Origin of the sequence: Pseudogulbenkiania ferrooxidans 2002 (assembly GCF_000174355.1) — a bacterium.
Lineage (GTDB): Bacteria > Pseudomonadota > Gammaproteobacteria > Burkholderiales > Chromobacteriaceae > Pseudogulbenkiania > Pseudogulbenkiania ferrooxidans.
Genome location: NZ_ACIS01000003.1, coordinates 254,187 through 278,119 on the forward strand (window position 1 = coordinate 254,187; position 23,933 = coordinate 278,119).

Sequence of the window (23,933 nt, forward strand, 5' to 3'; positions counted from 1 at the left end):
GTTATAAAGACGCGCATTATTTCACTCTTGGCCCAATAAATACATTGGCATTTTTCCGTAGTACTCATGGCACAGGAGGGTCAGGAGGCCGACTCGGCATCACCTACCCTGCCGGGCAGGGGGTGGCGGTGCTATTGAGGGCCAGCAGCCATCCGCGGCCGCGGCCGCCAGCGCTGCTTCAAGTCCTTCCTCGACAACAACCGCGTCGGCGCGGCCATCTTTGCCGGGCTGGTGCTGGACTTCCTGCTGCGCTGATAGCCATCCGGCAAAAACACGAAACGGGCCAGACGGCCCGTTTTTGTCTATGTAGGATGAATGAAGCGTAACGCAACCCATCACGCGCTGACGATGGGTTACGGCACTGCGCATTACCCCCTGCTACGCCTTAAGCTCTCACGATGTCTGGAACGGCAGGCGATAACGCTGCCCTTCAACCTCCAGCGTCATGATCCAGTCCTGGCGCTGGCTCACGCACATCGGCAGCGTCACGCGCGCCTGCCAGCCGCCCGGCGCGGCCACGAAGCGATAGCGGTTGAAGCCCATGTCCATGTCGCGCATGCTGAACTCGGCTCCCGGCGCCTCCTTGGCCGCCCCGGTGAGGCGGATCTGGAACGGCTGTCCCGATTTGGCCGGGCTGGCGAACTGCAACTGCATGCCGTTGGGCAGACGGCAGCTGCTCTCGGCCGGGTCGCACGCCACCTCCTGCACCGCTGCCTCCGCCGGACGGCTCAGGTACCAGCTGATCAGCGCGAACTTCACCGCGCCCAGCAACACCAGCGCCACGCCGATGGTGGCCCACTTCAGCTGCGTGCGGGTCATCGCCACGCCCCTCGCATCAGCGCCACACCGTGCGCGCCGTGGGCGCGGGCATCGATCAGATCGGCGGCGCTCAGGCCACCCAGCGCGTACACCGGCAGCGGCGTGCCGCCGGCCAGCCGGCACTCGAAGCCGTCCCAGCCCAGCGGCGCGGCGCCCGGATGGCTGGCGGTGGCCTTGACGTGACCCAGCAGGGCGTAGTCCAGCCCCAGCCCGGCGGCTTGGTTCAATTCCGCGGTCGAGTGCACCGACGCCCCCACCCAGGCGAACGCCGGCCGCGCCGTGGCTTCGGCCAACCTCTTGCCGTTCAGGTGCACGCCGTCCACCGGCCAGCCGGCCAGCCAGGCCGGGTCGGCGTTGACCACGACCTTGCCGCCGCGCGGGTGCACGATGGCCGCCACGCGCTCGGCCAGCGCCGCCAGTTCGTCGCGCCCCAGCTGCGGCTCGCGCAGCTGGATCAGCGTCAGCTCGGGCCGCGCTTCCAGCGCCTCGAGAAAGGCCTCGATGCCGATCTCGTGCGCGCAGCTGATGGCGTACACGTCCGGCAGCTCCAGCGACTTCAGGATCGGCCCGTTGGCCGGCAGCATCGGCCCCACGGTGTAGTGCCCCGGCTGCTGCCAGGCGAAGGCCTGCTCCTCGTGCGGCTGCGGTGTGCCCTCCCAGGCCCAGATACGGTAGAAGGTCAGGTGCACCGAGGCGTGCTCGTAGTGATGCACCTTGGTCAGCCACGGCGTGGCGTGGGTGACGGTGATGCCCATCTCCTCGTGGAATTCGCGCACCAGCGCCGCGAACGGCGCCTCACCCGGCTCGACCTTGCCGCCGGGAAACTCCCAGTAACCGGCGTAGGGCTTGCCTTCGGGGCGGCTGCCGAGCATGAACGAGCCGTCCGGGCGCATCAGCGCGCCGGCGACGACGGGAATAATTTTGTGATCGGACTGCATGGGGGAACCGGAAAGCGATGGATGGCCGGAATGATAGCGCGTCGGGGCGGCTTTGTGTCGGACGGGGCGGATAAGTACCGGTTCTAGCAGGATTCTCCGCTCGGTCGAGGCCGCACGCGGAAAGGTTGGCCGAAGCCGCCGCCGTGGCATAGGCTGAACGATGGCCGAACCGCGCCGCAGGAGATCGCCCCATGAGCAAAGTATTCTTCGACGTTGCCGTCTCGCTCGACGGCTACATCGCCGGGCCCCATGCCCACCCGCACAACCCGCTGGGCGACGGCGGCCTCGGCCTGCACCAGTGGATGTTCCAGACCGCCACCTTCCACGAACGCCTCGGCAGCGGCGGCGGCGAGCGCTCGCCCGACGACGCGCTGGTGCGTCACGTGTTCGAGCGCGCCGGCGCCTACGTGCTCGGCCGGCGCATGTTCGACGAAGGCGAAGTCGGCTGGCCCGAGAACGCGCCGTTCCGCGCCCCGGTGTTCGTGCTGACGCACACCGCACGCGAACCGTGGGTGAGGCCCGGCGGCACCACCTTCTACTTCGTCACCGACGGCATCGACAGCGCCCTCGCCCAGGCACGCGCCGCCGCCGGCGGCAAGGACGTGCGCATCTCCGGCGGTGCGAACACCATCCGCCAGTACCTCGCCGCCGGCCTGATCGACGAGTTCACCCTGCACCTCGCGCCGGTGCTTCTCGGCGGTGGAGCGCGGCTGTTCGAGCCGCTCACGCCTGAGCAGCTCCGGGTCGAGCAGACGGCGGTGAGCCACTCCCCGCTCGCCACGCACCTCAGCTACCGGGTCATTACGGACACACCGCGCTGACGCCAGGTCAGTCCCAGGCCCACGCGAGCGCGACGATCAAAAGCGCCCACGCCTTCGCGGCGGGCGCGAAAAGGAGCCCTCATGCGAAAGATCATCGTATCCGAGTTCGTGACGCTGGACGGCGTCATGGAAGCCCCCGACGGCGAGCCCGGCCACCCGCACAGCGGCTGGGTGCGCGACTTCATGGGCCCCGAGCAGCTGCGCTACAAGCTCGACGAAGTGCTCGAGGCCGAATCGCTGCTGATCGGGCGGATCACCTACGAATCGTTCACCGCCGCTTGGCCGCAACGCTCGCAGCCCGGCCACGGCGCCGACCCGGACCTGGAACGGGTGGCCGAGCAGCGCAGCGAGATGCAGCAGTTCGCCGACAAGATGAACGCCATGCCCAAGCATGTCGTCTCCACCACGCTGCGCGACCCGCAATGGAACAACGCCCACGTGATCGGCGGCGACGTCGCCGGGGAAATCGCCCGGCTCCAGCAGCAAGAGGGTGGACCGATGCTGGTGATCGGCAGCCGAATGCTGGTGCACACGCTGATGGCGCACGATCTCGTCGACGAGTACCGCATCATGATCTTTCCGGTGCTTCTCGGCAGCGGCCGGCGGCTGTTTCCCGACTCGCCCGACAAAACGGTGTTGCGGCTGACGGACAGTCGAGTGTTTCCATCGGGAGTGGTGGTACATAGCTATTGCCGGGCGGCTGGGTAGGTTGGGCTGAACACAGTGAAGCCCGGCATTGCCTCGTTAAATGCAGGCAGACCTTTTTGAAGGCGGCTGATTGGCTGGGCTTGCCGGTCCCGCCCGGCAAACCCTTAATGTCATAAGAAAAGGATGCAATCCTAAAATGTCAATCAACGAGGGCTATTACTCCGCCCGCCGCTCTTCCTCCCCGCGCCCCGCCCAGTCGCAGGCAAACTGCCATGCCACCCGTCCGGAACGGCTGCCCCGCGTCAGGCTCCACTGCAGCGCCGCACGCTCGGCCTCGGCGTCCATCGCCAGCCCGAAGTGCTGCAGCCACTGCCCCACCGCCGCGAGGTAGGCGCGCTGGTCGAAGGGGTAGAACGACAGCCACAGCCCGAAGCGGTCAGACAGCGACACCTTCTCCTCCACCGCCTCGCCGGGGTGGATTTCGCCGTCGTGTTGCTGCGTCTGGCGGTTTTCGCTCATGCGCTCCGGCAGCAGGTGGCGGCGGTTGGAGGTGGCGTACACCAAGAGGTTGTCGGCACGGCGTGCCAGGCCGCCGTCGAGCGCGGTCTTGAGCGCCTTGTAGCCGTCGTCGCCTTCCTCGAACGACAGGTCGTCGCAGAACAGGATGAAACGCTCGGAACGGGTGGCCACCAGGTCGACGATCTGGGCGAGGTCGGCGAGGTGGTCCTTGTCGACCTCGATCAGGCGCAGCCCCTGCTCGGCGAACTCCGGCAGCAGCGCCTTGATCAGCGACGACTTGCCGGTGCCGCGCGCGCCGGACAACAGCACGTTGTTGGCTGGGCGGCGCTCGATGAACTGGCGCGTGTTGCGCACCAGCTGGGCGAGTTGGCGGTCGATGTGGGTAAGGTCGGAGAGGCGCACGCTATGTGGCGCGGGCAGCGCTTCGAGCCAGCCCGCCATGCCCTGGCGGCGCCAGCGGAAGGCCCGGGCGCTCCAGTCCGGCTCGGGGCGGGCTGGCGGCAGCAGCGGCTCGAGGCGCGCCAGCAGGGCTTCGGCGCGGGTGAGGAAGGATTCCAGCTTGTCCATGGGTCTCGTTCTTTCTCTTGAAGGTTGGCCTGGCGAAGCGCAAACGGAGGGCGTAAAAAAGGCCGGTTACCCGGCCTTAATCTTACAAACGGTTCCGGCCGCGGCGCGAGTCACAGCAGTTGGAGTGCGACCCCAAACGCAGGATGGGCGGAGCAAGGCGAAACCCATCGCTCAACTGATGGGTTACCGCCTCCACCCATCCTAACGTCGGCTCGAGACGCGCAGGAGCAGCCGCCTTATGTTCAGTCGCGCAGCGTGATTACCGGCCAGCCCTTTTCCTCGGCGTGCGCGCGCAGCGTGGCGTCCGGGTCGACCGCCACCGGGTGGCTGACGATGGACAACAGCGGGATGTCGTTGCGCGAGTCGCTGTAGAAGAAGCTCTGGTCGTAGCTCGCCAGCGTTTCGCCGCGCTGGGCGAGCCAGTCGTTGAGGCGGGTGATCTTGCCGTCCTGGTAGCTCGGCACCCCGGTGGGCTTGCCGGTGTAGTGGCCGTGCTCATCCACTTCCAGCTCGACCGCGATGAGGTGCTCGACGCCCAATTCGGCGGCGATCGGCCCGGTGATGAAGCGGTTGGTGGCGGTGATGATCAGCACCACATCACCCTGCGCCTCGTGCGCGGCCAGCAGTTCGCGCGCCTTCTGCGGGATGATCGGCTTGATGTGCTCTTCCAGGTAGTCGGCGTGCAGCGCGGCCAGTTCCTCGCGGCTGAAGCGCGTCAGCGGCTGCAGCTGGAAGTCGAGGAATTCGTAGATGTCGAGCGTGCCGGCCTTGTACTGTTCGTAGAAGTAGTCGTTCTGGCGCGCATGGTGCTCGGGGTCGAGCAGGCCGCGCTTGATCAGGAATTTCGGCCACTCGGTATCGGAGTCGCCGGCGATGAGGGTGTTGTCGAGATCGAAAAGGGCGAGGTTCATGGTTCCGTTGGGGCGGTGTGAAGGATATTCTTGACCAGCGGCACGGTAATCGGCCGGCGCAGCGCCAGCGAGTAACGGTCGAGCAGATCGAGCATGCCGATCAGGCTGGAGAGGTCGCGCCGCCAGTGCGTGAGCAGATAACGGAACACGTCGTCGGGAATCGCCAGCTGACGCTCGGCGGCGTGGGCGTGCAAGGCCGCCAACTTGTCGGCGTCGGACAACGGCTTGACCTCGAACACCAGGCCCCAGCCCAGGCGGGTACGCAGGTCGTCGCGCACCACCAGCGCCATCGGCGGCAGGCGCCCGGCCATCAAGAGGCGGCTCTCGCCGCCCTCTTTCAGCGAGTTGTAGAACGAGAACAGCGTGATCTGGTCGTCCGGCGCCAGGTCGTCGACGTGGTCGACGGCGATGAAGCTGGCTTCGCGCGCGAAATCGGGCAGGTGCTCGCGCTGGCCGTCGAGGTAGATCGAGGCGCGCCCCAGCGTCTCGGCGTGGGCGATCCAGGCCTGCAGCAGGTGGGTCTTGCCACTACCCGGTTCGCCCCAGAGGTAGATGAACCGCTCGTCGCCCGGATGGGTGAGCGCCGTGATCACTTCCCGGTTGCGTTCGGCGACGAAATTGTCGAAGGCGGGAAGCGGTGTGGGCGTGAGATCGAGAATCAGCTGGTCCAAAATAAGCGCAGGGCCGGAATTAAGTAGCCCATTTCATCAGGCGGCTGCGCCTTCGCATCTCGAGCGCCGGCAGTGCTCGGAATCCTCATGTACTTCATGTACATTCCGGTTCCTGTGCGCTGGCAGCACTCAACCTGCTGTGGCTCGCTCGCTTGCTGAAATAGGCTGCAAGTCGTCAAAAGCCTGATTTTACGCTGATCCGACGGGGTCGCGAAACCCGCAGGCCACACTCGCAACGCCCCAGCGCGTCCGCGACGGCAAAAAAGCGGCGGCACCGCAGCGTTCCCGGCAAAATTCGGTTAAAATACAGGCGCTTTTTTTCGCCCGCGACCGGAAAACCCGTTGCCGGCGGATACCCCAATCGGTTTGTTTCACCCGGCGAGCGCCTCCCGGGAGCTGAAACCGGCGCCTGGCGCCGACTCGGACTCCTCTGTGCGCGGGCCTCGCGGGGGGAAGAGCACAGACGCCGGAATTGACTGAACCGGTCAATGAGGCTGTCGCACGGCGCAGCAGCCCAGACCCGGGCCGCGCAGCAAGATTATGAACAGAAAGTGAGCTGACCTTGAACACCACGTCCCTCAGTTACCGTGATGCCGGCGTCGACATCGACGCCGGCGACGCGCTCGTCGAAAACATCAAGCCGTTCGCCAAGCGCACCATGCGCCCGGAAGTCCTCGGCGGCCTCGGCGGTTTCGGCGCACTGGTGGAAATCTCCAAGAAATACCAGGAACCGGTACTGGTTTCCGGCACCGACGGCGTCGGCACCAAGCTCAAGCTCGCCTTCGACTGGAACAAGCACGACACCGTCGGCATCGACCTGGTGGCGATGAGCGTCAACGACATCCTGGTACAGGGTGCCGAGCCGCTGTTCTTCCTCGACTACTTCGCCTGCGGCAAGCTCGACGTTCCCCAGGCCACCGACGTGATCAAGGGCATCGCCGCAGGTTGCGAGCAGGCCGGTTGCGCGCTGATCGGCGGTGAAACCGCCGAGATGCCGGGCATGTACCCGGTGGGCGAATACGACCTGGCCGGTTTCGCCGTCGGCGTGGTGGAAAAGAGCAAGGTCATCACCGGCCGCGACATCAAGCCGGGCGACGTGGTGCTGGGCCTGAAATCCAACGGCGTGCACTCCAACGGCTACAGCCTGGTGCGCAAGATCATCGAGCGCGCCCAGCCGGAACTGGACGCCGAGTTCGACGGCGGCAAGACCCTGCGCGAAGCCATCATCGCTCCGACCCGCATCTACGTGAAGCCGCTCTTGGCGCTGATGCAGCAGCTCAACGTCAAGGGCATGGCGCACATCACCGGCGGCGGCATCACCGAGAACACGCCGCGCGTACTGCCGGAAAACACCGTGGCGCAGATCGACGCCAAGAGCTGGGAGCTGCCGAAGCTGTTCCAGTGGCTGCAGGCCGAAGGCAATGTCGACGCCCAGGAAATGTACCGCACCTTCAACTGCGGCATCGGCATGGTGGTGATCTTGGATGCCGCCGACGCCGACCAGGCCGCGGCCATCCTGACCGAGCAGGGCGAAACGGTATCGCGCATCGGCGTGATCCGCGCGCGCAACGGTGACGAGCACCAGACCCAGGTAAACTGAGCGTCCCCGTTTGAAACACAACGCCGCTGGCTGACGGGCTGGCGGCGTTTGTCTTTGGTAGACTGACTGCGGCAAGGACGCTTGCCCACGTTCAAGCACCATGAAAAACATCGTCATCTTGATTTCCGGGCGCGGCTCCAACATGCAGGCCATCGTCGAGGCGCAGATTCCCGGTGCCAACATCGCCGCGGTGATCAGCAACCGCCCCGACGCCGCGGGTCTCGCCTGGGCCGCCGAACGCGGAGTGCCCACCGCCGCGCTCGACCACAAGGCCTTCGCCAGCCGCGAAGCGTTCGATGCCGCGCTGGCCGAGCTGATCGACGGCTACGCCCCGGACCTGGTGGTGCTGGCCGGCTTCATGCGCATTTTGACCCCGGACTTCACGCGCCGTTACGAAGGCCGCATGCTGAACATCCACCCCTCGCTGCTGCCCTCGTTCACCGGCCTGCACACGCACCAGCGCGCCATCGACATGGGCTGCAAGGTGGCCGGCTGCACCGTGCACTTCGTCACTGCCGATCTCGACCACGGTCCGATCGTGGCGCAGGGGGTGGTGACGGTGCTGGACGACGACAGCGAGGACACCCTGGCGGCGCGCGTGCTGAAGATCGAGCACCAGCTGTACCCGGAGGCGGTGCGCCGCTTCGTCGCCGGCGAGCTGGCCATCGTCGACGGCCGCGTCAAAGGCCGCGCCCAGGACGCCGGACAATGGCTGATTTCGCCCTCCCTGAACTGAGCCATGGCGCTTGGCGGGAACGTCCCGCCTCCCGCGCCGCTCGAATAGCCATGCGACTCTACCGTCCCCTGCTGCTGGCACTGGCGCTCTCGCTGCTGCTGCACTTGGGCGTGCTGCTGTCAGGCCATCTGCCGCACGCGGCGAGCCTGCCGGAACCGGCCAAGCTGCAGCCCTTGTCGGTGGCGATGCAGGCGATGACGCTGGCCCCGGAAGCCGGCCCCGTGCCGGCCGCGGCCCCGTCCAGCGGGCTGGTGGCCGTCCCGGCCGCGCACACCCCGGGCGTCAAGCGCCACCACCGCGCCCGCGTCGCGCACCGCGCCGATGCCGCATCCGCCCCCGTCGCCGAAGCGCCCCCAGCGGCCAAAGACATGCTGGCCGCCGCCACGGAAGCCCCCGCCGCCAAAGACGCGCCGGCCACCACCGAGCCCAGCCCGGCCGCGCCGCCGGCGGAACAGCAGGCCAACGGCAACAGCGAACCCGCCGCACCGCCGCCGCAAGCCGACGACAGCAGCGCTCTGGAAGCCAAGGGCGCCGCCAAGACGCGCCGCTTTCCCGACAACTCGCGCGTCGACTACCAGATCTACTACGGCAGCCTGATGGCCGGCCACGGCGAGATCAGTTGGCAACGCAGCGGCGCCAACTACACCCTGGACGCGCGCCTGACGCCGATCATCGGCCCCCACCTGCGCTACCAGTCGCGCGGCAGCGTCGGCAAGCGCGGGCTGACTCCGCTCGCCTACCAGGCCTGGCGCGGCGACAGCGAACGCGAATCGGCACGCTTCGACTGGAGCGCCAACACCCTCGCCTACGGCGACCACGGCGACAAGCAGGCCGAACTCGCCCCGGGCACGCAGGACATCCTGAGCCTGGGCTACCAGCTGGCGCTGACCGGCGGCAGCCTGCTGCCGCCGCAACAACGCATCACCACCGGCAAGAAGGTGTACGACTACCCGCTGGCGCCGGGTGGCGAAACCCGCTACCCGCCCGACCACGGCACGCTGCGCGTGGTCGTGTTCCGCGCCAAGAACGGCGACGACGTGACCGAATTCTGGCTGGCGCCGGACTTTGCCAACCTGCCGGTGCGCATCCTGCGCATCGACAAGGACAAGACACTGGACCAGCGCGCCCGCCGCATCGACATCAACGGCAAGACCGTCTGGTCTCTGTCGGAAAACCCCTAACGGAACCACGATGATCAACCAGACCCAGCTCTTCCACATCGAAACCGTGCTCGGCAAGATGGTCCGCTTCGACCGTCCCGCCGACGCCGTGCTGAGCGCCTACTTCCGCGAGCACGCCAATCTCGGCGCCAACGACCGCCACGTCATCGCCGAAACCGCCTTCGCCTGCCTGCGCCGCTTCAGCCAGCTCAAGGCGGTGATCGCACCGCAGAAGCCCACCCCGCGCCGTCTCGCGCTGGCCACGCTGGCGCGCGTGCGCGGGCTCAACCTGAAGGAATTCGGCGGCAGCCTGAAGGAAGAGGAACGCAACTGGGTGGCCGAGCTCAAGGGCAAGACGCTGCCGGACGAACTGGCGGTGCAGGCCGAACTGCCGGCCTGGGTGATCGAAAGGTTGGCCGAAGACACCCCGGAACAGATCATCGCGCTGGGACGCGGCATGATCGAGAGCGCGCCGCTCGACCTGCGCGTCAACACCCTGAAGATGAAGCGCGACGACGCCCTGCTGGCCTTGCGCCGCGACGGCTTCGAGGCCGAACCGACGCCGTTTTCGCCCATCGGCATCCGCCTCAAGGGCAAGCCGGCGCTCAACCGCCACCCGCTGTTCAAGGACGGCAGCATCGAGGTGCAGGACGAAGGCAGCCAGCTCCTGGGCCTGATCACCGGCGCGCGCCGCGGCGAGATGGTGGTGGACTTCTGCGCCGGCGCCGGCGGCAAAACGCTGCTCTTGGGCGCACAGATGGCCTCCACCGGTCGCCTCTACGCCTTCGACGTGTCGGAAAAGCGCCTCGCCAACTTCAAGCCGCGCCAGGCCCGCTCCGGCCTGTCCAACGTGCATCCGCAGCTGATCGCGCACGAGAACGACACCCGCGTCAAGCGCCTGGCCGGGAAGGCCGACCGCGTGCTGGTGGACGCCCCCTGCTCCGGCCTCGGCACCTTGCGCCGCAACCCCGACCTGAAATTCCGCCAGAGCCCGGAGAGCGTGGCCGAACTCAACGCCAAGCAGGCCTCCATCCTCGCCTCGGCGAGCCGCCTGGTGAAGGCCGGCGGACGCCTGGTCTACGCCACCTGCAGCCTGTTGCCGCAGGAAAACCAGGCCATCGTCGAAGCCTTCCTGGCCGAGCACCCCGACTTCACGCTGGTGCCGGTGTCGGACGTGCTGGCGGAACAGAAGATTCCGCTGGAGATGGGCGACTACCTGGCGTTGCGTCCGGACCGTCACAACACCGACGGCTTCTTCGCCGCCGTGCTGGCCAAACAAAAGCCGTGAGTCTATGATGAAACCCTGATATAGGTTTTCATCCACCCGCCCGACAACAGGCCGCCCGCGAGGCGGCCTGCGTTATTCGACCACCATGTCATATATCGCCCCCCAATGGCGCCGCCGCGACCGCCGCCTGGTGCTGCTGCACGACCTGATCAACCACTTCCGCTGGCGTACCCGCCTCACCCTCTGGCTCACCGCCGCGCTCGCCGGGCTGGTGGTGGCGGGCTTCGCGGTGCTGTCCGAGCAAGCCCAGCACGCCTTCCTGCGCCTGGTGGCGTTCAACCCGCTGTGCGCCTGGCTGCTGCCGGTGGTGGTGCCGATGCTGGCGGTGTGGCTGACCCGGCGCTACTTTCCCGGCAGCCAGGGCAGCGGCATTCCGCAGGCCATCGCCGCGATCCGCCTGAGCAGCGAGCGCCAGCCGGTACACCAGCTGGTTTCGCTGCGCATCGCCCTGGGCAAGATCCTGGTCGGCTGTTTCGGCTTGCTGGGCGGCATCTCGGCCGGGCGCGAAGGGCCGTCGGTGCAAGTGGCGGCCAGCATCATGCACGCCGCGCACCGCTGGCTGCCGCACGGCCGCGCCATCCGGCCGCAGGATCTGATCCTGGCGGGCAGTTCCGCCGGCATCGCCGCCGCCTTCAATACCCCGCTGGCGGGGATCGTGTTCGCGGTGGAGGAAATGGGACGGCGCCTCGAGTCGCGCACCAGCGGCGTGCTGCTGTCCACCATCATCCTCTCCGGCCTGATGGCGATCTCGCTGCTGGGCAATTACAGCTACTTCGGCTCGCTGCACATCCCGGCGCTGAGCAGCGCCATCGTCACGCCGATCATCGTCTGCGGCATTGGCTGCGGCCTGCTGGGCGCGTTGTTCAGCCGTGCCATGCTGTGGCCGCAACGCTACGCCGGGTGCCGCCTGTGGCGCTGGCGCGCCGCCCACCCGGTGCGCTTCGCCGGACTGTGCGGGCTGCTGCTGGCGCTGATGGGCTGGCTGAGCGGCGGCAGCTCGTTCGGCAGCGGCTACGCCGCCACCTCGCACCTGATCGACGGCAGCGCCACCTTACCTTGGCATGCGCCTATCCTGCGCTTCGGCGCCACCCTGGTCACCTACTTCATGGGCGTGCCGGGCGGCATCTTCGCCCCCTCGCTGGCGGTCGGCGCCGGCATCGGCAACGACTTGGCGAGCTGGTTCTTTCCGCTCGCCGGCCAGCACGTCATCATCGCCCTGTGCATGGCGAGCTTCCTCGCCGCGGTGACGCAGGCACCGCTCACCTCGGCCATCATCATGATGGAAATGATCGACAACCATGGCATGGTGATCAGCCTGATGGCGGCCTGCGTGCTGGCACGCTTCATCAGCGCCCGCATCAGTCCCGCGCTGTACCATCAGTTGTCGGAAGGGTTCATGCCGCCGTCGGTGCGACAAGATGAGCGCCGTGTCCGCGCGCAAATTGACCCGCCGCCAGCCGGACCGTAAAATAACCTATTGAAACGCTCGGGTATTGCGTCGCCAGACAGGGTTGCCTGTTCCGGAGCGCCAGCCTCAACCAACGCAAGGATTCTGCCATCCATGGATATCCAGGAAACCATCAAGCAAACCGTCACCAGCAGCCCGGTCGTACTGTTCATGAAGGGCTCGGCCCAGTTCCCGCAGTGCGGCTTCTCCGCGCGCGCCGTGCAGATCGTCAAGGCCTGCGGCGTGGACGACTTTATGACCGTCGACGTGCTGCAGAATCCGGAAATCCGCCAGGGCATCAAGGACTTCTCCAACTGGCCGACCATTCCGCAGCTCTACGTCAAGGGTGAATTCATCGGCGGCTCGGACATCATGTACGAGATGTTCCAGTCCGGCGAACTGCAGGAACTGCTGAAGGATATCGCCCAGGCGTGACCATGCGCCTGAGACGCCACAACCCGGTCGCCGCGCCGGGTTTTTTGTTGCCCGCACCAGACAGGGTTTTTCATTCGTCATATAATGAAAAGCTTGTATGTGCCTCCCGCATCGACTGACGCCATGACTGACGAATTTCTGCCCTATCAAGACGACGCCACCGAGCGTCTGATGTCTGCCAGCGCCATGTCCATCGACGAAATCTGGCGGGCGCTGGTCAACGACCAGCTGGTGCCCTACTTCCAGCCGGTGGTCGAGCTGCGTTCGCGCAAGGTACTCGGAGTCGAGGCCCTGGCGCGCTGGCGCCATCCCGCACTCGGGGTGCTGTCGCCGGTGACCTTCGTGCCGATCATGGAAGAGCGCGGCATGATCCGCGAACTGACCGAACTGATCCTGGAAAAGTCGCTGTACGCCTGCCGCGACTGGCTCGATCACGGCCGTCAGCTCACGGTGTCGATCAACCTGTCCGCCCTGTCGCTCACCGACCGCAACCTGCCGGGGCTGCTGGAAAGCAAGTGCCGCATCGCCGGCCTGCCGTCCTCCAGCCTGATCCTTGAGCTGTCGGAAAACACCCTGCGCCAGCACTGGGAGTTGGCCGAACCGCAGCTCGGCCAGCTGCGTGAGCGCGGTTTCGGCGTGGCCGTCGACGAATACGGCATCGGCAGCGGCCTGGCGACGCGCCTCAACGGCGAGCACTTCTCGACGATGAAGATCGACCGCGCCTTCGTGCACGGCGCCGGCAGCAATCCTCACCTGCGCGCCATCCTGCAGGAGAACCTGCTCCTGGCGCAGCGGCACGGCCTGTTCACGGTGGCCATGGGGATCGAGGAGAGCGCCGACCTGGCGCTCCTGAGCGAACTGGGCTGCGATGCGGTGCAAGGCTACCTGTGCTCGGCCCCGCTGCCCGCGGAAGGCTTGTTGCCGTGGATTTACCAGTGGGAAAAGGGCTAAAATCGCGGCATGGTGTAAACACCCGTTTAATCCCGCGTGAACGGCAGCGACCCTGCCGTTCACGGACACAATGCCAAACAGCCGGTATCCCGAAACGGGACGACCCGGCTGTTTTTTCACGAGCGAAGGAAGCCGCATGAACATCACCGTAGTGCACCACCCGCTGGTGCAGCACAAGCTCGGGCTGCTGCGCGAAGGCGCCATCAGCACCATGAAATTCCGCCAGCTGACCCAGGAACTGGCACGCCTGCTGGCCTACGAGGCCACCCGCGACTTCGAGCTGGAAACCGTCACCATCGAGGGCTGGTGCGGTCCGATCGAGGTGCAGCAGATCAAGGGCAAGAAGGTCACCGTGGTACCGATCCTGCGCGCCGGCCTCGGCATGCTCGACGGCGTGCTCGACCTGGTGCCGTCGGCCAAAATCAGCGTGGTCGGGCTGTACCGCAACGAGGAAACGCTGGAACCGGTGCCCTACTTCGACAAGTTCGTCGACAGCCTCGACGAGCGCATCGCCATCATCATCGACCCGATGCTGGCCACCGGCGGCTCGATGGTCGCCACCATCGACCTGTTGAAGCGCAAGGGCTGCAAGCAGATCAAGGCGGTGGTGATGGTGGCGGCACCGGAAGGCGTGAAGGTGGTGAACGAGGCCCATCCCGACGTGCAGATCGTCGCCGCCTCGCTCGACAGCCACCTCAACGAGCACGGCTACATCATCCCCGGCCTGGGCGACGCCGGCGACAAGATCTTCGGCACCAAGCACGGCTGATTCCCCCGACACGCCGCCGCCGAGCGCTCGTCCCGGCGGCATCGTGTCGAGATTGGGCGCGACACAGGAGGCGAGGCATGGACAGGTTCCGGCAGATTGACCACGATTTTCTGCTGCGGTTTCCCGCTGGGCTGAGCGATCCGGCCTGGCTGGAGCTGGGCAAGAAGCACCGCAGCGTGAACACGGTGATCGCACTGTGCCAGCAGGAACTGACGCAGCCAGCACTGGCGCGGGCGATCGCGCAGGGCCGTTACGCCCAAATCACGGAAGCCTGCCGCCAGATCATCGGCCGTTGCAGCACGGTCAGCACCTTCGAGAAGATGGCGTTCCGCAATTACCTGGGATTTGGCGACGTGCACCCGGCCTTCGTGCAGGCCCTGCACGACGTGCTGTTCTGTTTCGGCCCGGCAAGCTTCGAGCATTTCGTCGATGCACTGTCGTTATGCCGCCACGACAAGAACGCGAACGCCGCCAAATGGCCGATCGTCACCTGCTTCCTGGCCTACAGCGACCCCGAGCGGCACGTGTGCATCAAGCCCACCACCATCAAGACGCTGGCCGCCAGACTGGGCATCGACATCGCCTACCAGGCGCGCCCCAACTACGCCACCTACCAGCGCGTGCAGGAGATGGTGCGCGAATTCCGCCGCCACAGCCGGCTCGCCGCGGACCAGAACAACATCATCGCCCAGGCGGTCATGTACTGCACCGTCTAACGCCCGGCGCGGCTGCCGCGCCATTTGCATAACAAGGAAAAATCCATCATGTTCCAGCATGTAAAACTGGCCGTCTCGGGTGCCCAGATCCTGTTCGTCGCCTTCGGCGCACTGGTTCTGGTCCCGCTACTGACCGGCCTCAATCCGGCCATGGCCCTGCTCGGTGCCGGCGTCGGCACCCTGCTGTTCCAGCTGTGCACCGGCCGCCAGGTGCCGATCTTCCTCGGCTCCTCGTTCGCCTTCATCGGACCGATCATCTACTCGATGCAGACCTGGGGCATAGGCGCCACCATGTTCGGCCTGTTCTGCGCCGGCTTCATGTATTTCGTGTTCGCCGCCATCGTCAAATGGCGCGGCATGGAGCTGGTCAACCGCCTGCTGCCGCCGGTGGTGATCGGCCCGGTGATCATGATCATCGGCCTCTCGGTGGCGAACGCCGCGTCGAACATGGCGATGGGCCGTGCCGGCGGCCAGCAGGTGATGCCGTACGAGACCTCGCTGCTGCTGGCTGCGGTATCACTCGCCACCACCATCGTGGTGTCAATCTTCGCGCGCGGCATGTTCAAGCTGGTGCCGATCCTGGCCGGCGTCACCGTCGGCTACATCGTCGCCGCACTGCTGGGCGTGGTCGACTTCGCCAAGCTGGCCAACGCGCCGTGGTTCGCCGTGCCGCAATTCCACAGCCCGGAGGTGAACTGGGCGGCGGCGCTGTTCATGCTGCCGGTGGCGATCGCCCCGGCCATCGAGCACATCGGCGGCGTGATGGCGATCGGCGGCGTCACCGGCCGTGACTACACCAAGAGCCCGGGCCTGCACCGCACACTGTCCGGCGACGGCCTGGGCGTGTGCCTGGCCGGCCTGATCGGCGGGCCTCCGGTGACGACTTACGCCGAGGTGACCGGCGCGGTGATGATCACGCGCAACTTCAACCCGGTGGTGATGACCTGGGCGGCGCTGTTCGCCATCGCCATGGCGTTCTTCGGCAAGTTCAACGCGCTGCTGCAGTCGATCCCGATGCCGGTGATGGGCGGCATCATGGTGCTGCTGTTCGGCACCATCGCCTCGATCGGCCTGAAGACGCTGATCGAAGCCAAGGTCGACCTGATGGAGCCGCGCAACCTGGTGATCATCTCGGTGGTGCTGACCGCCGGCATCGGCGGCCTGGAGATCAAGCTGGGCTCGTTCGGGCTCGCCGGTGTCGGCTTGTGCTCGCTGCTGGCGATCGTGCTGAACCTGATCCTGCCGCGCCACGCCGCCACCCACGACGGCATCGTCGAGGGACAGGACCTGTAACAGCGGCTTCGACCAACCTGACAACGCCAACCCGCCCCGGCAACGAGGCGGGTTTTTTCATGGTCACGCCGGGCCACCCGGAAAAATGTCGCAATGCACAATAACAATGTCCTGATCGTGAACGACTCTGGCGTGTCAGGCTGGAACAATGTATCCAGTCAATCGAAGGAGCCCCGCCATGCGTACCCTGATCGCTTTCTGCCTGCTCTATTTCCTGCTGCTGCCGATGCTGGGCGGCGCACTGGCCTTCCTCGGCGGCACGCTGCGGGCGCGCTTTGCCGAGCAGCGCAAGGCCTACGCCGGCTACCATCCGATGAACCCGTTCTATCGCCTGTCGCCCTACCATTTCGGCAAGCGCTGACCTCCTGTCTTTCTCCTCCGTCAGTATTGGCGCCACGGTTCGATGGCGCTTTTTTTGTGCCTCGGGCGCTGGGGCGGACGGTTCCCCCCGACGGCCCGGTGCTGGCCGCTGGCGCCTCAGCTACGCCCACACAGAGGACCGCGCAGGCGAGCCATCAGCAGGCCGTCGACGAACTCGCCGTCGCGGAACGAATCGGCACGCAGGCGCCCCTCCTCCTCGAACCCCAGCTGTCGGTACAGCGCGATGGCCCGCTCGTTGTCGGCGTAGACGTGCAGTTCGAGCCGGGTCAGTCCCAGCCAGTTGTCGGCGTACTCCAGCAGCGCCCCCAGCAACCAGCGCCCCACCCCTTTGCCTTGCCAGTCTTCGTGCACCGCCAGCGCCAGCGAGGCGGTGTGGGCGCGGCGCAGCTGCGGCGGACGCATCACGGCGCCATAGGCGATGGCACGGTCCTCCGCGTCGCACGCCACCAGCGCGTGCGTGCTGTCCGGCAGCTCGGCCAGGCGCGTCTGCCAGTGCGACAGCGAGGGATACGGCAGCTGCAGCGAATTGCGCACCACCGAGGGACAGCTGAACAGGGCCTGCAAGGCGGGGGCGTCGGCGACGTCGGCACGGCGGATGGGGTAGCTCATGGCATCTCCTCGAGAAGGGAACAGCGGGCAACGCCGCGGGTCGCGCCGCGCCAGCCCGGCGTTCGACCATGACATAAAAACCGCGTCCCGCCCAGCCAGGACGGGTCCCGCGCGCGGAAGGCACGAAAAAGCCGCCCGCAGGCGGCTGGTACCAGGCTCTCGGCGCGCTCAGCCGGGGCGGCGCGTGGCGCGGTCCACCAGGTACATCAGGTGCTGGTAGGGAATGCCGGCGTGTTCCGACAGCCCGATCTCGCAGGTGGCGCTGGTGGAGAAGCCGCCGCAGCAGCCGTCCACCTGCTCCTTCAGCCCAGTCAGCGCCGAGGCGTTCAGTTCCGGATAGGTGAAGCCCTTGTCGCCGGCGAAACCGCAGCAGGTGATGCCGGCGGGCTCGGTGACCCGGCTCGAGCAGCGCCGCGCCAGCGCGTTGAGCGTCGCGCCTTGGCCCAGCTTCTTCATCGAGCACACCACGTGCAGCGCCACGTGCTCGTCGAGCGGGGTGAAGTGCAGGTGGGCGGCGGCCTCGGTCTCGATGAAGGTGGTGACGTCGACGATGCGCAGACGCGCATCCTGGATGCCCTCCAGCATCGCCGCGGTGCACACGCCGTTGTCGACGATCACCGGCCAGCGGCCGTTGTCGCTCGCCGTCAACAGCGCCGCCTTGAGCTCGGCCAGCTTGGCGGCGGCGGCGTCCAGCGCCCCCTTCGACTTGAACGGCGTGCCGCAGCACAGATTGTCCAAACCCGCCGGGTAGAGCAGCTGGTAGCCCGCCTTGCCCAGCACCGAGGCCACCACCTCGTTGAGCGGGCGCGGGTCGGGCATGGCGCCGGACGGGGCGAAGGTGCGGGTGAGGCAGGACGGCAGGTACACCACCTTGCGCGCGCTGCCGGCGGTGCCGGCGCCCAGGCGCGGCTTGGCCGCCGCGCGCGGGAAGTACGGCGTCCAGTGCGGCACGCGCCGGCCGAACACGCGGCGCAGGCCGCGCATCACCGCCCCGGTGGCGGCGTCGCCGGCCACGGTGTGGGTCGCGTCGAGCAGCGTGAGGCCGAGCCGCGCCCCGCGCGTGGCGCTGTCGTAGTGTCCGGCCAGCCAGTTTGCCGCCGCCCAGCCGGTGTCGCTCTGGTGGCCCTGGCGGATCTGCGTGGTCAGCTTGCCGGTGTTGATGCCGACCGGGCAGGCGGTTTCGCACAGGCCGCAGGTGGTACAGGTGTCGTCGCCGGCGTACTGGTACAGCGCCTCCAGCTCGGCCAGGCGGTCCGGCGCGTCCCCGGCGCTGCGCAGCGCCGCCATCTCGCGGTTGGCGACGATGCGCTGGCGCGGCGTCAGGGTGATGGCGCGGCTCGGGCACATCACTTCGCAGAAGCCGCACTCGATGCACTTGTCGACCAGCGCGTCGACCACCGGGATCGGCTTGAGGTCCTTGACGTGCAGCAGCGCGTCGCTGGTCAGGATCACGTCCGGGTTGAGAATGCCCTGCGGGTCGAAGATCGCCTTGATCTCCTGCATCACGCGGTACGCCACCGGCCCCCATTCCATCTCCACGAACGGCGCCATGTTGCGGCCGGTGCCGTGCTCGGCCTTGACCGCGCCCTCGTAGTCCACCGCCACCAGCCGGCATACCGCCTCGATGAAGGCCTCGTAGCGCGCGACTTCTTCGGCACCGGAGAAGTTGGGGGTGAACACGAAGTGCAGGTTGCCCTCCAGGGCGTGGCCGAAGATGATCGCCTCGTCGTAGTGGAACTGTTTGAACAGCGCCTGCAGGGCCAGCGTGCCTTCGGCCAGGTGCTCGATCGGGAACGCCACGTCCTCGATGATCACCGTGGTCTCGGCGGCGCGCATTGCGCCGACGCTGGGGAACATGCCCTTGCGGATGTTCCACAGCTGGGTGTACTCGCTGACGACGTCGGTGAAGGCCACCCCGGTCAGGGTGTCGATGTGGCCGATGAAGCCGGCGATCGCCGCGGTGTTGGCGGCCAGCGCGGCCGGGTCGGCGGCGCGGGTCTCGATCAGGATCGCGGCGGCGTCCTCCGACAGCGTCTTGATCAGCGCCGGCACGCCGGCCTTGTTCTCCACCGAGCGCAGGCTGGCACGGTCCAGCAGCTCCGCCGCGGCCACCACGTCCTTGTGCTGCGCCAGCACCTGTACCGCATCGCAGGCGGCCTTGATGGTAGGGTAGAACACCAGGGCCGAGGCCTTGTGCGGGTGCTCCACCACGGTGTGGTAGGTCACCTCGGAGACGAAGGCCAGCGTGCCTTCGCTGCCGACGATGAGGCGGGTGAGGATGTCGAGCGGGTCGGTGAAGTCCACCAGGGCGTTCAGGCTGTAGCCGGTGGTGTTCTTCATCTTGTACTTGCGGCGGATGCGGGCGGCCAGTTCGGCGTCGTCCCGCACCCGCGCCGCGAGCGCCGCCAGTTGCCCGAGCAGGCCGGCGTGGCTGGCGCGGAACGCCGCCACGCTGGCGGCGTCGGCGGTGTCGAGCACGCTGCCGTCGGCCAGCACCACGCGGATCGCGCGCAGCGTCTGGTAGCTGTTCTGCGCCGTGCCGCAGCACATGCCGCTGGAGTTGTTGTTGACGATGCCGCCGATCATGGCCGAGTTGATCGTCGCCGGGTCCGGGCCGATCTTGCGTCCGAACGGCGCCAGCGCGGCGTTGGCGGCGGCGCCGACCACGCCCGGCTGCAGGCGGATCGCCGCGCCGTTCTCCAGCACCTCCAGCCCCTTCCAGCCGTAGCTCGCCACCACCAGGATCGAGTCGCTGACGGCCTGGCCGGAGAGCGAGGTGCCGGCGGCGCGGAAGGTGACGGGCAGCACGAATTCCGCCGCCAGCGCCAGGATGGCCTGCACCTCGGCCTCGGACTGGGTCTTGACCACGATCTTGGGCGTCAGCCGGTAGCAGGAGGCGTCGGTGCCGTAGGCCAGCGTGGAGAGCGGATCGGTGTAGATCCGCCGCGGCTCGATCTGCTCCTGCAAGCGGTGGTGAAACTCGCGATACGCTCCCTGCAACATGGCCCTGTCTCCTCCTGCGTAGCGGACCGCCAGCGCCCGTACGCGTTCTATCGTGTCGATGAACGCGATGGTGCCACATTTCATCCTTCGGCCCATCAAGGGATAGCCCTTGGTCCGGTGCGGTCTTGCCGCCAGCGCGGCACGGCTGCTAGGCTCACGGCTGACACTTCGGGAAAAGGAGACGACATGCTGATGCAACGCGACAAGGCCACGCTGCTGGTGGTGGACATCCAGCAGAAACTGGTGCCGGCGGTGATCGATCCCGATGGGGTGGTGGCACGGGTGCGCTGGCTGCTCGGCGTGGCCCACGACACCGGCCTGCCGGTGGTGTTTTCCGAACAGTATCCGCAGGGCCTCGGCCACACCGTGCCGGAACTGCTGGCGGCCGCCCCCGCCGCCCCCGTGGTGGCGAAGCGGCATTTCTCCTGCGTCGCCGGCGACTGCCTGCCGGAGACGCTGCTGACGCGCGACCAGGTCATCGTCTGCGGCATGGAAACCCACGTCTGCGTGCTGCAGACGGTGCTGGAATTGCTGGCGGCGGGAAAACAGGTGTTCGTGGTGGCCGACGCGGTGACGAGCCGCTCGGCGCGCGATCTCGAACTCGGCCTGCAACGCATGCGCGACGCCGGCGCGGTGCTGGTGAGCCGCGAGATGGTGCTGTTCGAAATGCTGCGCGAAGCCGGCTCCGAGCTGTTCCGCAGCATGAGCAAGCGCTATCTGCAGGGCGTACAACCCTGAGGCGGAAAGGTCATTCGGGACGAGACGGCGGGCCAGAAAAAACGAAAGGTTGGCCGAAGCGGCTTCGGCCAACCTTGTCTTTCTCGAGATGACGGCTGAGCCGTTCTAGTTCTCCTCTATTACTTCCACTTCCGGCCCTGTCGAGCAGAAGTGCAGACTTGGCTCTGCTGCATGCACTACCATGGTGCATTCATCACCATAACGACGCAGGAAAAGGCGCCAAACAGGTGCAACCCTCCCCTTTACCCCGCATCGAAGCGGCGGCACGCTGGATAACCACAGCCTATTAAGCAAAAATCGTGCCAGGACATCTGTAAACGGCCGGCCAAGGCATCCCCAGCGCGTCAGTCCTTTCTTCAACGCCCTGCGGCCATGTGCTGACGGCGACCGACACGCTGCCACGAGCCCACGGCCCACGACTTCAATGACTGCCCTGCACCGCCTCCGGAGCAGAGTCCGCAGCGAAACGGTTGCTGCCAACACGATGGTAAACTACCGCCGAGATCCCACTCGAGGCATGCTGAGCGCCGGCAGGGCTGGCGCCAGCAGCGAGCGCCCCGACACCCCGATAACATCAAGGAAAAAGCAATGACCACATCCGCCAGCTTCAAGGACATTCTGGCCACTCTGCCCGACACCGCCGGCATCGCCGCACTGGTGCTGCTCGACGAACACGACGAACCGCAGGCTCGCCTGGAAAACCAGCCCGGTACCGCCGGCTCGGTCAAGGTCTACTACGCGCTGGTGCAGCGCTTCGGCCACATCGACCGCACCGCGGCCGCAGAAGGGCTGGCGCTCTACGCCGAGCACACCGCCGACGCCCGGCTCAACCCCGGCAAGCACCCCAATATCGACCGCCTGCTGGCCATCGCCGAAGCAGGCGCCCCCGGCCTCAAGGCGCGCCTCGTACTGCAGGGCGACTGAACACCTCCGGCCGCGGCGGCCAAACATGAAAAAAGCCCGCACATGTGCGGGCTTTTTGACGATTCCGGTATAACCGGGAATCAGGCTTCCGGTACCACGACAACCTTGATCGCCACAACCACGTCGTGGTGCAGGGCGACTTCCAGGTCGTATTCACCGATGGCCTTCAGCTGGCCGTTCGGCAGGCGAACTTCGAAACGCTTCACCGGCACGCCGAAGGCGGTCACGGCTTCAGCGATGTCGACGTTGGTTACGGAGCCGAACAGACGGCCATCCACACCGGCCTTCTGGGCGATGGTGATGGTAGCGTCGGTCAGCTTCTCGGCACGAGCCTGAGCGTCGGCCAGGATTTCGGCTTGCTTGGCTTCCAGTTCGGCGCGGCGAGCTTCGAAAGCTTCCAGGTTGGCGGCGTTGGCACGCTTGGCCTTGCCCTGCGGGATCAGGAAGTTACGAGCGTAACCGTCCTTGACCTTAACCACGTCACCCAGTTGACCCAGGTTGGCCACTTTTTCGAGCAGAATGATTTGCATCTTGTCGTATCCTTTCCCGGCTTAGTGTTGGTCGGTGTACGGCAGGAAGGCCAGGAAACGCGCGCGCTTGATCGCGGTGGTCAGCTGACGCTGATAACGGGCCTTGGTACCGGTGATGCGGGACGGGATGATCTTGCCGTTTTCGGCGATGAAATCCTTCAGGAGATCAACGGATTTGTAGTCGATTTCCTTGATGCCTTCTGCCGTGAAACGGCAGAACTTCTTGCGCTTGAAGAGTTGACGAGCCATTTTGACTAACCTTTTACAAATTCAACGTGTTCGATATGCAGTACTAACCGCGGGTTGCGCAGGCTGCGCTGGCTGAGGAAACCGCTGACGGTGACCATCTTGCCTGCCAGACTGCCGGAAAACTTCCGGGCCGCTTCGCCGATCAGGAGTGCCTGCACTTCGCAGCTCACATCCCTTTCGAACCCCGCTTCACGCTGCCGGGACTGATGCCTGAGCCACATTTCCAGCACCGGCAGGCCGGCGGGGGTGTATCTCAGGGCGTCTTCGCGTTCGACAGCGGCGGTCAGTACCAGCTGGTTCTGCAAGGTGGAGTCGCGATCAGGCAGCGACTTCAGCCTCGGCGGCCGGCTGTTGCGGTTCCAGCAGATTCTTGGCCTTCTCGTCCTTCATCATCGGGGACGCTTCGGTCACGGCGCGGTCCAGCTTGATGGTCAGGTGGCGCAGAACGGCGTCGTTGAATTTGAACGCGTGTTCGATCTCGGCCAGGGTCTCTGCTTGGCACTCGACGTTCATCAGAACGTAGTGAGCCTTGTGCAGCTTCTGGATCGGGTAAGCCAGTTGACGGCGGCCCCAGTCTTCCAGACGATGGATCTTGCCTTCGGCGGCCAGAACCATGCCCTTGTAGCGCTCGATCATGGCCGGAACCTGTTCGCTCTGGTCCGGATGGACGATGAACACGATTTCGTAATGACGCATGTGAACTCCTTGTGGCTATAAAGCCTTTCCGCCATGCGGTAGCAGAAAGGCAAGGGTTGAGAACCGCAGAATTCTACGCACCTTTACCGGAGAGGGCAACGAAAAACAGCCGCCGCCCCATGGATTTGGGCCAGCGGCTGTGGCGTCGTTGCCGAAACGATCAAATCATGGGCGGCGCTTGTGAAAGAAATCGTCGCGAGCGACCCAAGGCCGGCTTGAGAAGCGCAGCCGTACAAATGGTACGGCGAGTATCGCAGGGCCGGGATTGGAGCGCGCAGCAGATTTATTCACAAGCGCTCAGCCGACCACGTCGTAGCCAGCGTCACTCACCGCCTCGGCCAGCATGCCGCGCGTCGGCATGCCGGCGTCGCACAACACTTCGACCTTGCCGCTCGCCAGGTCCACTTCCACCTGGCGCACCCCTTCCAACTGACCCAGGGCGTTCTTGATACTGTTGGCGCAACCGTTGCAGGTCATGCCCTCGACGTGCAGGATGATTTTTTCCATGAAGCTT

Annotated in this window: 27 protein-coding genes; 15 read left to right on the forward strand and 12 right to left on the reverse strand. The window is 66.3% G+C overall.

Features of this window, described 5'->3' with window-relative positions:
• Positions 1-393 precede the first annotated feature (393 nt).
• On the reverse strand, positions 394-819 hold the full coding sequence (locus FURADRAFT_RS06260; RefSeq protein ID WP_008953289.1) for a hypothetical protein: 426 nt from the start codon (positions 817-819) through the stop codon (positions 394-396).
• Positions 816-1,757 carry a Nudix family hydrolase gene (locus FURADRAFT_RS06265; RefSeq protein ID WP_008953290.1) on the reverse strand — a complete coding sequence of 314 codons (942 nt, stop codon included), beginning with the start codon at positions 1,755-1,757 and terminating at the stop codon, positions 816-818. The genes FURADRAFT_RS06260 and FURADRAFT_RS06265 overlap by 4 nt, the downstream gene beginning before the upstream one ends.
• A 191-nt stretch (positions 1,758-1,948) precedes the next feature.
• Between FURADRAFT_RS06265 and FURADRAFT_RS06270 the strand changes: the two genes are divergently transcribed.
• Positions 1,949-2,578, forward strand: coding sequence for a dihydrofolate reductase family protein (locus FURADRAFT_RS06270; protein ID WP_008953291.1), 630 nt, complete (start codon positions 1,949-1,951; stop codon positions 2,576-2,578).
• Positions 2,579-2,659: 81 nt separating this feature from the next.
• The gene (locus FURADRAFT_RS06275) at positions 2,660-3,286 is read left to right on the forward strand and encodes a dihydrofolate reductase family protein (protein ID WP_008953292.1); all 627 of its coding nucleotides are present in this window, start codon (positions 2,660-2,662) and stop codon (positions 3,284-3,286) included.
• A 156-nt stretch (positions 3,287-3,442) separates the two neighbouring features.
• On the opposite strand, the gene FURADRAFT_RS06280 is transcribed toward FURADRAFT_RS06275, so the two are convergent.
• From FURADRAFT_RS06280 to hda, 3 genes are all read right to left on the reverse strand, one after another.
• Positions 3,443-4,312 (reverse strand): ATP-binding protein, encoded by an 870-nt coding sequence (locus FURADRAFT_RS06280; RefSeq protein WP_008953293.1) that lies wholly within the window; start codon positions 4,310-4,312, stop codon positions 3,443-3,445.
• Positions 4,313-4,554: 242 nt separating this feature from the next.
• Positions 4,555-5,223: a histidinol-phosphatase gene (locus tag FURADRAFT_RS06285; RefSeq protein WP_008953294.1), complete on the reverse strand. Its 669-nt coding sequence runs from the start codon at positions 5,221-5,223 to the stop codon at positions 4,555-4,557.
• Positions 5,220-5,894, reverse strand: a complete 675-nt coding sequence (gene hda / locus FURADRAFT_RS06290; protein ID WP_008953295.1) for a DnaA regulatory inactivator Hda — start codon at positions 5,892-5,894, stop codon at positions 5,220-5,222. The genes FURADRAFT_RS06285 and hda overlap by 4 nt, the downstream gene beginning before the upstream one ends.
• Before the next feature lie 562 nt (positions 5,895-6,456).
• Here hda and purM point away from each other — a divergent pair.
• The 11 genes from purM to FURADRAFT_RS06345 all read left to right on the forward strand — a co-directional run bounded on the left by purM (position 6,457) and on the right by FURADRAFT_RS06345 (position 16,650).
• Positions 6,457-7,494: a phosphoribosylformylglycinamidine cyclo-ligase gene (gene purM / locus FURADRAFT_RS06295; RefSeq protein WP_008953296.1), complete on the forward strand. Its 1,038-nt coding sequence runs from the start codon at positions 6,457-6,459 to the stop codon at positions 7,492-7,494.
• Positions 7,495-7,594: 100 nt separating this feature from the next.
• Positions 7,595-8,230: a phosphoribosylglycinamide formyltransferase gene (gene purN / locus FURADRAFT_RS06300; RefSeq protein ID WP_008953297.1), complete on the forward strand. Its 636-nt coding sequence runs from the start codon at positions 7,595-7,597 to the stop codon at positions 8,228-8,230.
• Positions 8,231-8,280: 50 nt separating this feature from the next.
• Positions 8,281-9,411 (forward strand): DUF3108 domain-containing protein, encoded by a 1,131-nt coding sequence (locus tag FURADRAFT_RS06305; RefSeq protein ID WP_040652470.1) that lies wholly within the window; start codon positions 8,281-8,283, stop codon positions 9,409-9,411.
• Positions 9,412-9,424: 13 nt separating this feature from the next.
• Positions 9,425-10,678: an RsmB/NOP family class I SAM-dependent RNA methyltransferase gene (locus FURADRAFT_RS06310; RefSeq protein ID WP_408003237.1), complete on the forward strand. Its 1,254-nt coding sequence runs from the start codon at positions 9,425-9,427 to the stop codon at positions 10,676-10,678.
• Positions 10,679-10,763: 85 nt separating this feature from the next.
• On the forward strand, positions 10,764-12,146 hold the full coding sequence (locus FURADRAFT_RS06315) for a chloride channel protein (RefSeq protein ID WP_008953300.1): 1,383 nt from the start codon (positions 10,764-10,766) through the stop codon (positions 12,144-12,146).
• Positions 12,147-12,239: 93 nt separating this feature from the next.
• Positions 12,240-12,560, forward strand: a complete 321-nt coding sequence (gene grxD, locus FURADRAFT_RS06320; RefSeq protein WP_008953301.1) for a Grx4 family monothiol glutaredoxin — start codon at positions 12,240-12,242, stop codon at positions 12,558-12,560.
• A gap of 123 nt (positions 12,561-12,683) precedes the next feature.
• Positions 12,684-13,511: an EAL domain-containing protein gene (locus FURADRAFT_RS06325; RefSeq protein WP_008953302.1), complete on the forward strand. Its 828-nt coding sequence runs from the start codon at positions 12,684-12,686 to the stop codon at positions 13,509-13,511.
• Positions 13,512-13,647: 136 nt separating this feature from the next.
• Positions 13,648-14,280, forward strand: a complete 633-nt coding sequence (gene upp, locus FURADRAFT_RS06330; RefSeq protein WP_008953303.1) for a uracil phosphoribosyltransferase — start codon at positions 13,648-13,650, stop codon at positions 14,278-14,280.
• A 77-nt stretch (positions 14,281-14,357) separates the two neighbouring features.
• The gene (locus FURADRAFT_RS06335; protein ID WP_008953304.1) at positions 14,358-14,996 is read left to right on the forward strand and encodes a hypothetical protein; all 639 of its coding nucleotides are present in this window, start codon (positions 14,358-14,360) and stop codon (positions 14,994-14,996) included.
• A gap of 48 nt (positions 14,997-15,044) precedes the next feature.
• Positions 15,045-16,289 carry a uracil-xanthine permease family protein gene (locus FURADRAFT_RS06340; protein ID WP_008953305.1) on the forward strand — a complete coding sequence of 415 codons (1,245 nt, stop codon included), beginning with the start codon at positions 15,045-15,047 and terminating at the stop codon, positions 16,287-16,289.
• Between the two features lie 178 nt (positions 16,290-16,467).
• Positions 16,468-16,650 (forward strand): hypothetical protein, encoded by a 183-nt coding sequence (locus FURADRAFT_RS06345; RefSeq protein ID WP_008953306.1) that lies wholly within the window; start codon positions 16,468-16,470, stop codon positions 16,648-16,650.
• Positions 16,651-16,766: 116 nt separating this feature from the next.
• On the opposite strand, the gene FURADRAFT_RS06350 is transcribed toward FURADRAFT_RS06345, so the two are convergent.
• Together FURADRAFT_RS06350 and FURADRAFT_RS06355 are read right to left on the reverse strand one after the other, a co-directional pair.
• The gene (locus FURADRAFT_RS06350; protein WP_008953307.1) at positions 16,767-17,279 is read right to left on the reverse strand and encodes a GNAT family N-acetyltransferase; all 513 of its coding nucleotides are present in this window, start codon (positions 17,277-17,279) and stop codon (positions 16,767-16,769) included.
• A gap of 168 nt (positions 17,280-17,447) precedes the next feature.
• Entirely contained in the window at positions 17,448-20,282 is a 2,835-nt protein-coding gene (locus tag FURADRAFT_RS06355; RefSeq protein WP_008953308.1) for an FAD-binding and (Fe-S)-binding domain-containing protein, read from the reverse strand.
• Positions 20,283-20,468: 186 nt separating this feature from the next.
• Between FURADRAFT_RS06355 and FURADRAFT_RS06360 the strand changes: the two genes are divergently transcribed.
• Together FURADRAFT_RS06360 and FURADRAFT_RS06365 are read left to right on the forward strand one after the other, a co-directional pair.
• Positions 20,469-21,020 carry a hydrolase gene (locus tag FURADRAFT_RS06360; protein WP_008953309.1) on the forward strand — a complete coding sequence of 184 codons (552 nt, stop codon included), beginning with the start codon at positions 20,469-20,471 and terminating at the stop codon, positions 21,018-21,020.
• A gap of 588 nt (positions 21,021-21,608) precedes the next feature.
• Positions 21,609-21,944 carry a DUF2322 family protein gene (locus FURADRAFT_RS06365; protein ID WP_008953310.1) on the forward strand — a complete coding sequence of 112 codons (336 nt, stop codon included), beginning with the start codon at positions 21,609-21,611 and terminating at the stop codon, positions 21,942-21,944.
• A gap of 80 nt (positions 21,945-22,024) precedes the next feature.
• On the opposite strand, the gene rplI is transcribed toward FURADRAFT_RS06365, so the two are convergent.
• The 5 genes from rplI to FURADRAFT_RS06390 all read right to left on the reverse strand — a co-directional run bounded on the left by rplI (position 22,025) and on the right by FURADRAFT_RS06390 (position 23,926).
• Entirely contained in the window at positions 22,025-22,474 is a 450-nt protein-coding gene (gene rplI, locus FURADRAFT_RS06370) for a 50S ribosomal protein L9 (RefSeq protein ID WP_008953311.1), read from the reverse strand.
• Between the two features lie 21 nt (positions 22,475-22,495).
• A complete protein-coding gene (rpsR, locus tag FURADRAFT_RS06375; protein WP_008953312.1) occupies positions 22,496-22,723 on the reverse strand; it encodes a 30S ribosomal protein S18 in 228 nt (75 codons plus the stop codon).
• 5 nt (positions 22,724-22,728) lie between these two features.
• Positions 22,729-23,028, reverse strand: a complete 300-nt coding sequence (gene priB / locus FURADRAFT_RS06380; protein ID WP_008953313.1) for a primosomal replication protein N — start codon at positions 23,026-23,028, stop codon at positions 22,729-22,731.
• 13 nt (positions 23,029-23,041) lie between these two features.
• The gene (rpsF, locus tag FURADRAFT_RS06385) at positions 23,042-23,419 is read right to left on the reverse strand and encodes a 30S ribosomal protein S6 (RefSeq protein ID WP_008953314.1); all 378 of its coding nucleotides are present in this window, start codon (positions 23,417-23,419) and stop codon (positions 23,042-23,044) included.
• 297 nt (positions 23,420-23,716) lie between these two features.
• Positions 23,717-23,926, reverse strand: coding sequence for a heavy-metal-associated domain-containing protein (locus FURADRAFT_RS06390; RefSeq protein WP_008953315.1), 210 nt, complete (start codon positions 23,924-23,926; stop codon positions 23,717-23,719).
• Positions 23,927-23,933: the final 7 nt, after the last annotated feature.